Annotated in this window: 9 protein-coding genes; all 9 read right to left on the reverse strand. The window is 65.4% G+C overall.

Translation table 11 applies throughout. The features are described 5' to 3' along the window. Window positions 1-107 precede the first annotated feature (107 nt). A complete protein-coding gene (locus LXM94_RS24655) occupies window positions 108-854 on the reverse strand; it encodes an SDR family NAD(P)-dependent oxidoreductase (protein ID WP_235774360.1) in 747 nt (248 codons plus the stop codon). Window positions 855-890: 36 nt separating this feature from the next. Continuing rightward, the gene (locus tag LXM94_RS24660; protein ID WP_235774362.1) at window positions 891-1,790 is read right to left on the reverse strand and encodes a carbohydrate ABC transporter permease; all 900 of its coding nucleotides are present in this window, start codon (window positions 1,788-1,790) and stop codon (window positions 891-893) included. A 16-nt stretch (window positions 1,791-1,806) separates the two neighbouring features. Then, a complete protein-coding gene (locus tag LXM94_RS24665; RefSeq protein WP_235774364.1) occupies window positions 1,807-2,739 on the reverse strand; it encodes a carbohydrate ABC transporter permease in 933 nt (310 codons plus the stop codon). Between the two features lie 80 nt (window positions 2,740-2,819). After that, window positions 2,820-4,127, reverse strand: a complete 1,308-nt coding sequence (locus tag LXM94_RS24670; RefSeq protein WP_235774366.1) for an ABC transporter substrate-binding protein — start codon at window positions 4,125-4,127, stop codon at window positions 2,820-2,822. 158 nt (window positions 4,128-4,285) lie between these two features. Continuing rightward, window positions 4,286-5,353, reverse strand: a complete 1,068-nt coding sequence (locus tag LXM94_RS24675) for an ABC transporter ATP-binding protein (protein ID WP_235774368.1) — start codon at window positions 5,351-5,353, stop codon at window positions 4,286-4,288. A gap of 95 nt (window positions 5,354-5,448) precedes the next feature. Beyond that, window positions 5,449-6,225: an SDR family oxidoreductase gene (locus tag LXM94_RS24680; RefSeq protein ID WP_235774370.1), complete on the reverse strand. Its 777-nt coding sequence runs from the start codon at window positions 6,223-6,225 to the stop codon at window positions 5,449-5,451. Window position 6,226: 1 nt separating this feature from the next. Beyond that, complete coding sequence (gene denD / locus LXM94_RS24685; RefSeq protein WP_235774372.1) at window positions 6,227-7,210, reverse strand: D-erythronate dehydrogenase; 984 nt, start codon at window positions 7,208-7,210, stop codon at window positions 6,227-6,229. Window positions 7,211-7,265: 55 nt separating this feature from the next. Continuing rightward, entirely contained in the window at window positions 7,266-8,033 is a 768-nt protein-coding gene (locus LXM94_RS24690; RefSeq protein WP_235774374.1) for a FadR/GntR family transcriptional regulator, read from the reverse strand. A gap of 104 nt (window positions 8,034-8,137) precedes the next feature. Continuing rightward, window positions 8,138-8,586, reverse strand: a 449-nt coding sequence (locus LXM94_RS24695) for a TIM barrel protein (protein ID WP_235774376.1), incomplete at its 5' end; no start/stop codon positions are given.

Below are 8,586 nucleotides of genomic sequence, written 5' to 3' on the forward strand. Positions count from 1 at the left end.
GGCGGCGTCTTCCCGCCCCCCCACGCAAGGGTACGACCTTGAAGCCCGGCGTCATGACCGACGGACGTCCACCGCTTATCCGCCGCGCCCTTCTCGGAGGCCGAACCTCAATAGGTCGCGCGCCCGCCCGAGAGGTCGAAGACCGCGGCGGTCGTGAAGCTGTTTTCCCGCGAGACGAGCCAGGCGACCATCGCGGCCGCCTCCTCCACCTCGAGGAACCGGCCGCGCGGGATCTTGCTGCGCATGTAGTCGATGAATTCCGGGGTTAGCTGTTCGAGGATGCGCGTCTCGGCGGTGGCCGGCGTGATGCAGTTGACGGCGATGTCGAGGCCGGCAAGCTCCTTGCCGAGCGATTTGGTGAGGCCGATCACACCGGCCTTGGAGGCCGAATAGGCCGAGGCGTTCGGGTTGCCTTCCTTGCCGGCGATGGACGCGATGTTGACGATGCGGCCGTAGCCGCGCGCCTTCATGCCCGGCACGACGGCCCGGCAGACGTGGAAGGTGCCGGTGAGATTGACGTCGATGATCTTCTTCCACATCGCAAGGTCATAGGCATCGAGCGACGCGGCGGGACCGGCTATGCCGGCCGAGTTGATGACGATCGAGACCGGGCCCCGCGCGCGCTCGGTCTGTTTCAGGGCCGACTCCACGCCGTCGTAGTCCGTCACGTCGACGGTCGCGCTGCCGCTGCTGCCGCCGAGCGCCGAGACCGCCGTTTCGAGCAGCGGGCCGTCCATGTCCCACAGGGTGACGATGGCACCGGAGGCGATCATGCGCTTCGCCATGGCATATCCGAGGCCCTGCCCGCCGCCGGTCACCACGGCGTGCTGCCCCTTCAGGTCGATCTGGTTCATGCAACGAATCCCGACATCAGAAAACCGAACGAGAACCTATTCCTTCACGGCGCCCGTCATGGACGAAACGTAGTAGTCGACGAAGAAGGAGTAGAGGATGACGACGGGCAGCGAGCCGAAGAGCGCACCCGCCATCAGCGATCCCCATTCGAAGACGTCGCCGCGCACCAGTTCCGTCAGCACGCCGACGGGCACCGTCTTGTTCTCCGACGACTGGATGAAGGTCAGCGCATAGATGAATTCGTTCCACGACAGCGTGAAGGCGAAGATGCCGGCGGAGATCAGGCCGGGCACGGCGAGCGGCAGGATGATTTTGACGAGGATCTGCCAGCGCGTCGCGCCGTCCACCAGCGCGCTCTCCTCGAGTTCGAAGGGGATCGAGCGGAAATAGCCCATCAGCAGCCAGGTGCAGAAGGGAATGAGGAAGGTCGGATAGGTAAAGATCAGCGCCAGCCGCGAGTCATACATGCCGAGCTTGAAGACGATGAAGGCCAGCGGGATGAAGAGGATCGACGGCGGCACCAGATAGGCGAGGAAGATCAGCAGCCCGACGGAGCGCGAGCCGGTGAAGCGCACGCGCTCGATCGCATAGGCGCCGAAGACCGAGGCTGCCAGCGACAGGAAGGTGGAGCAGACGGCGACCAGCATCGTGTTCCACAGCCAGCCCGGATAGGACGTCTGGAACAGGAGATACTTGATGTGGTCGAGCGTCGGACCGACGACCCAGAACGGGCTGTAGTTGTTGTAGTCGGTGAGCTGCGCGTTCGGCTTCACGGCCGTGATCGCCATCCAGTAGAACGGGAACAGCAGCACGAAGACGAAGACGGCCATCGGCAGGTAGAGGACGACGATGCGACGCGGCAGGCGGTTGAGGTAGCTCATGCCCTCGGCATTGTCTGTAAGCACGTCGGCCGGGACTTTGGTGGTCATTGTCATGGTCTGTCTCCCGAGATCAATCCTGGCCGCCCTGCTGCCATTTGCGGCGTTGCAGGCCGAAGAAGCTGAACATGATGGCGGCGAGCAGGAACGGCACCATGGCGACGGCGATCGCCGCGCCCTCGCCGAGCTGGCCGCCGGGAATGCCGCGCTGGAAGGAGAGCGTCGCCATCAGATGCGTCGCATTCACCGGTCCGCCCTTGGTCAGCACGTAGATGAGCTGGAAGTCGGTGAAGGTGAAGAGCACCGAGAAGGTCATGACGACGGCGATGATCGGCGTCAGCATCGGCAATGTCACATAGCGGAACCGCTGCCAGCTCGTCGCGCCGTCGAGCGAAGCCGCTTCCTGCAGCGATGCGGGAATGGTCTGCAGGCCGGCGAGCAGCGAGATCGCGACGAAGGGGATGCCGCGCCAGACATTGGCCGCGATGACGGAGGCGCGCGCATTGGTCGAATCGCCGAGGAAGTTGATCGGACCGTCGATCAATCCGATCTGCATCAGCGACCAGGAGAGGATCGAAAACTGGCTGTCGTAGATCCACCAGAAGGCGAGCGCCGAGAGCACGGTCGGCACGACCCACGGCAGGAGCACGATGGCGCGGAAGAAGGACTTGTAGGGCAGGTTCTCGTTGAGCAGCAGCGCCAGCCAGAGGCCGAGCGCGAATTTCAGCACCGAGGCGGCGGTGGTGTAGAGCAGCGTGTTGAAGACCGAGAGCCAGAACACCTGGTCGCGCGCCAGGAACTGGTAGTTCTCGACGCCGATGAAGATACCGTCGCGGCCGATGCGCGTGTCGGTGAAGCCGAGCCAGACGCCGAGGCCCAGCGGATAGGTGAGGAAGCAGACGAGAAACACCGCGGCCGGCAGCATGAAGAGGAAGCCGAGCACATTGTTGTTCTGCATCAGCGACGCCATGGCGGATGGCGGCTTTCCGGACGGCACGGTGGACATTTCCTGTTCTCCCGCTTGGCAACTGTTCCAGCTCGCCGGCGGCACGGGGCCGCCGGCGACGATTTTCTCCGGCGTCGGGATCAGACGCGGTAGTAGCGGTTGGCGCGGCGCTCGGCCTCGATCGCCGCGTCCTCCGGCGTCATCTGGCCGGTGACGGCGGCAGCGAACATGTCGACGAGCACATAGTCCGCCATGACGCCAGCCGAGGCATAGCCGAGCGGGCCGGCATAGCCGTTCGGCCGCAGCGTCTCCGAGGCGCGCGCATAGGGCGCGTGGATCGGGTCGGCCGTCCAGATCGGGTTGTTGGCGAGGGCCTTGAGCGGCTGGCAGCAATAGGCGCTGGCGCCCGTGATCCAGGCGTTCATCTGGTCGGCTTCCATCATGAACTTGATGTAGGCCTTTGCCGCTTCCGGATACTGCGTGTGGCTGAAGAGCAGCAGCGAGCTCGTCTGGTGCAGCTCGACGCTCTCGCCGACCGGACCGATCGGGAAGTTGGTCGTGCGCATGTCGGCTGCGATCTCGGCAAGCGCCGGATCCTTCCTGGCGGCGTAGTAGGCCGAGACGCCGTTGGCGATCAGCGAGACCTGGCCGGCGAGGAAGGCGCGGTTGTTGTTGATGTCCTGCCAGCTCTCCGTGCCCGGAATGAAGGTCTCGTAGAGCTGCTTGGCATAGTTGATCGCGGCGATCGTTTCCTTGCTGTTGATGGAGACGACGCCCTTTTCGTCCACCATCTTGCCGCCATGGCTCCAGAGCAGCCAGTGGGCGTAGTTGTTGCCGTCGCCAACGGCCTTGCCGTGCGGGAAGCCGGCCGGCGTACCCTTGGCCTTCAGTGCCTTGCAGAGTTCCAGGAAGCCGGCCGTATCCTTCGGGAACTCCTTGAAACCGGCAGCCTCCATGTGGCTCTGCCGGTAGACGACGGCGTTGCCGATGGCCGTGAGCGGCATGGCGATGAACTTGTCGTCGCGCGTCGCGTAGCCCTTCATGCCGTCGTACCAGCCGCCGTACTTGTCGCCGAGATAGGTGGCGAGTTCGGTCAGGTCGACGAGTTTGTCGGGATACTGGTGTGCGTCATCGAACCAGCACATCACCATGTCCGGGCCCGACCCGACATTCGCCGCGACGGCGGCCTTCGGGCGGATATCCTCCCAGCTCTCCTTGTCGACACGGACCTCGACGCCGGTCGCCTCGGTGAATTTCTTGGTGTTGGCGAGCCAGGCATCCTCGTCGCCCTGAACGAAGGGGCTCCAGCGCAGGAGGCGCAGGCTCGCGCCTTCCTCCGGCGTATAGACGGGCTCGGCGGCCTGCGCGAAGCCCGGGCGGATGCCGAGGCCGGCGATGCCGGCCATGGCGGCGGATGCGGCAAGAAAATCGCGTCTCTTGAACGTCATTGGTCACTCCTCCTTTGGTCAGCGGGAGTTCGTCCTTCCGGCATCCACCATCCCGCTTGGGCGAATGCGGCGGCATCGGCACCCGGCGGTGGCCGGGAACCCTTCCCGCGGACGGCCGTAACAGGAGGCTCCTCCCTCCCTCCGGCCGCCGACGGTGTTCAGTCGACGAGCCTCCTGCCCGTCTCCGCGTCGAAGAGATGCACATGAGCGGCATCGATCGACACGTGGATCGTTTCGCCCGGACGCGCCGTCACCCGATCCCGGAAGACGCAGGTCACGTCCGAGCCGCCGAGCTTGACGATCAGCTGGGTCTCGTAGCCCGTCGGCTCGATCACCACGACTTCCGCCGGCAGGCCGCTGGCATCGAGCGCGATATATTCGGGGCGGAGGCCATAGACGAGATCCCTGCCCTTCGCGGCCGCGGCCGGCTTTGCGACCGGCAGGCGCGTGCCGTCGGTGGTGATGAAGGAATGCGGGTCGCCGGCGTCGAGCCGGCCCTTGATCATGGTCATCGCCGGCGAACCGATGAAACCCGCGACGAACAGATTGGCCGGGTTGTCGTAGAGGTCGAGCGGCGCGCCGATCTGCTCGACGACGCCGTCATGCATGACGACGATCTTGTCGGCCATGGTCATGGCCTCGATCTGGTCGTGCGTGACATAGACGGTCGTCGTCTTCAGCCGCTGGTGCAACTCCTTGATCTCGGCGCGCATGGCGACGCGCAGCTTGGCATCGAGGTTCGACAGGGGTTCGTCGAACAGGAACACCTGCGGGTCGCGCACGATGGCGCGGCCCATGGCGACCCGCTGGCGCTGGCCGCCGGAAAGCTGGCGCGGATAGCGGTCGAGCAGCTTGTTCAGGCCGAGGATATCGGCCGCCTTCGAGACGCGGCTGTCGATCTCGGACCTGGAACTCTTCGCCAGCATCAGCGAGAAGGCCATGTTGTCAGCGACCGTCATGTGCGGATAGAGCGCGTAGTTCTGGAACACCATCGCGATGTCGCGCTCCTTCGGCGGCAGCGCGTTCACCACCCGGTCGCCGATGCGGATCTCGCCCGCCGTGATGTTCTCGAGCCCCGCCAGCATGCGCAGCAGCGTGGACTTGCCGCAGCCGGACGGGCCAACCAGGATGACGAATTCGCCGTCCTCGATCTCGATGTCGACGCCCTTGATGACCGGAAAGGCGCCGAAGGATTTCCTCACATCGACGAAGTCAACGCCTGCCATTTACGTTCCTCCCAGAACCGAATTGCCTAACCGGACCGGCGCTGCGGCAGGGCTCTCCCGGACCCCTCGACCGCCGCACCGACATCCGTCGAAATCTATCCCCGCCCGACGAGCGGCATTGTCGTCGCCATCACCGTCATCGTGAGCACGTTGGCCTCCAGCGGCAGGCTCGCCATGTAGACGACCGCATCGGCGATGTGCTTCACCGGGATCGTCGGCTCGCTGGCCACGTCGCCATTCGCCTGCAGCACGCCGGAATTCATCTTCGACGTCATGTCGGTCGCCGCATTGCCGATATCGATCTGGCCGCAGGCGATATCGAACCTGCGCCCGTCGAGCGCCGTCGACTTGGTAAGCCCGGTGATCGCGTGCTTCGTCGCCGTATAGGGCGCCGAGTGCGGCCGCGGCACAGAGGCCGAGATCGAGCCGTTGTTGATGATACGCCCGCCGCGCGGGTCCTGCGCCTTCATCAGCCGGAACGCCTGCTGCGTGCAGAGGAAGGCGCCTGTGAGGTTCGCCGCGACAATGCCGCTCCACTGCTCGAAGGTGATCTCTTCCATCGGGATCGCCGGCACGTTGGAACCCGCATTGTTGACCAGCAGATCGAGCCGGCCGAATTCGCGCCTGATCGTCTCGAAGAGCGCCGCCACCTTCGCCGGATCGCCGATATCGCAGGCCACCGCCCGGACCGTGCCGCCTGTCTCCGCCGCCATGTCGCGGGCGGCCTTTTCGAGCACGTCGACGCGCCGGCCGGTAATGACCATCGTGTAGCCCGCCGCGCTCAGTGCCTTCGCCATGCCGTAGCCGACGCCGGTCCCGCCGCCCGTCACCAGCGCGATCTTGCCCTCGCCTGCTCGCTCTGCCGCCGCCATGTCAGATATTTCCCTTCAGCTCGTCTTCGATGTGGATGCGGATGATCTCGTCGAAGGTGCTTTCCGCCTTGAACCCCAGTTCACCGGCCCGCCGGGCATCGAAATCGGTCGCCCAGCCGGCGACGATCCGCCGGATCACCGGATCCGGTTCACGCCGGATGAGCGCCACCGCCTTCTGCCCGGCAATGCGCCCGAGCGCTGCGATCTCCTCGCCGACCAGCGCCGACAGGCCGGGCATGGTGAGGTTGCGGCGCGGGCCGATGCGCGCCGTATCCATGCGCGCGGCATGGAGGAAGAAGCCGACCGCCGACCGAGGGCTGGCGAACCAGTGGCGCACGCTCTCGTCCACCGGCAGCACGGCCTCCTGCCCGGCGAGAGGCTCGCGCAGGATGTTGGAGAAGAAGCCCGACGCGGCCTTGTTCGGCCTGCCCGGACGGATGCAGATGGTCGGCAGCCGGATGCCGACGCCATCGAAGAAGCCCTTGCGCGTATAGTCGGCGAGAAGCAGTTCGGAGATCGCCTTCTGCGTGCCGTAGCTGGTCAGCGGCGTCGTGAAGAACTCGTCGCCGATCTTTTCCGGGAAGGGTTCACCGAAGACGGCGATCGAGGAGGCGAAGATAACGCGCGGCTTGTAGGGCGCCGTCATGCCTTCCTGGCGGATTGCCTCGAAAAGCCAGCGGGTACCGTCGAGATTGACCCTGTAGCCGAGATCGAAATCCGCCTCCGCCTCGCCCGAGACGATGGCGGCGAGATGGAAGACGACATCCGGTCGCCTCGCCACGAGTTTACCGGCGGCTCCCGGCTCGGAAAGGTCGAGCGCCAGCGCCGACGCGATCGACGCGAGCTGGGCAGGCACCGGCGGCGCGATCACGTCGACGAGCGTCAACGCCTCGACGTCGTAGCCGAGCGCGCCCGGCTGGGCCGCGATCTTCTCCACCAGTTTGCGGCCGACCATGCCGGCAGCCCCGATTACCATCACATGCATTTGCGGCGAACCTCCTCCGTCCTGCCGTCCCGGTCCGGCCGGGCTCCCCCTCGTGTCATTCGGCCCGGCCGGCGCGGACCAATGCCGCGTCCTCGCCGGCGAGCAATTCCTTCGTTGTCTCGTAGATGCGCAGCAGATGCTTGCGGAAGGCCTCCACCACCGCCCCGCGATCGTGCCGGCGCAGTGCCTCGACGATCTCGACGTGGTCGCGGAAGCTCGCGGCAATCGCGCCGGGCCGCGACATGGCCGAACGGCGGAAATCCATCATGTAGGTATAGAGGTCGGTCACGAAATCCGAGAGCAGCGGGTTGCCGCAGGCCCGGTAGATCGCCACATGGAACTCGCGGTCGCAGATCAGGAAGCGCATGGCGTCGTCGCCGCCGATCCGGTGTGCTTCCAGGAGGTCATCGAGCTTGGCGAGCGTCTCCGCATCGATCCGTTCAGCCGCGTCGCCGACAACGCTGAGCTCGATGAGCAGCCGCGCCGCGTGCACGGAGTCGAGGTCATAGCTGTCGATGGCGTTCGGCGAGGCGATCGTCACCGTCAGATGGCTGAGATCCACGTCGTTCACCCGCGTCCGACTGCCCTGTGCCACTTCGAGAATGCCACGGGCGGCAAGCTGCTGGATGGCGCCGCGCACCGTCTCGCGGCTCACATGCATGACATTGGCCAATTCCCGCTCGCCCGGCAGCTCGTCGCCGGGGCGCAGCATGTTGGTGGCGATCAGCACCATGATCTTCTCGGCGATGAGGTCGCGTGCCGTGCGGCGGTCGAGCGACTTGCCCACCTTCGGCATCTCGGCCAGCACCGGACGTCCGTCCATCGCCACATCCCCCTCCAACTGATCTACTGGTTGGTCCACCAGATCAGTTGCAAGCAAAGCTGCAAATGGAAGGCCCGTCAAGGCAAGTTCGTCACCGCACCGCATCAAAAGATTGCACCCAGATTGTGCGCCGCAATTTCGTTGCCTGCCCGATCGGTACATTCCACGCGTGCCAGCCAGCCGAGACCTTCCGCAGTCGCGCCGGCAGGCCGGTATTCGCAGCCGACCCACCCTTGGTAGCCGAGGTCATCGAGGGCCGTGAAGATGCGGAAATCATCGAGTTCACCCGTGCCGGGCTCGTGCCTGTCCGGCACCGATGCCACCTGGACATGGCCGATGACCGGCATCATCGCCCGAAGTCCCCTGAGCACGTCGCCATGCAGGATCTGCCGGTGGTAGATGTCGAACTGAAGTTTCAGGTGAGGATGATTCAGTTTCTCGACGATCTCCGCCGCACGGTTGAAATCGTTGAGGAAATAGCCCGGCATGTCGCGCCCGTTGATCGGCTCGATGAGGAGCGTGCGACCGGCGCTTCCCACCGCGTCGGCGGCAA

The organism is Rhizobium alarense, from assembly GCF_021555155.1.
In the GTDB taxonomy this organism is placed as follows: domain Bacteria; phylum Pseudomonadota; class Alphaproteobacteria; order Rhizobiales; family Rhizobiaceae; genus Rhizobium_D; species Rhizobium_D alarense.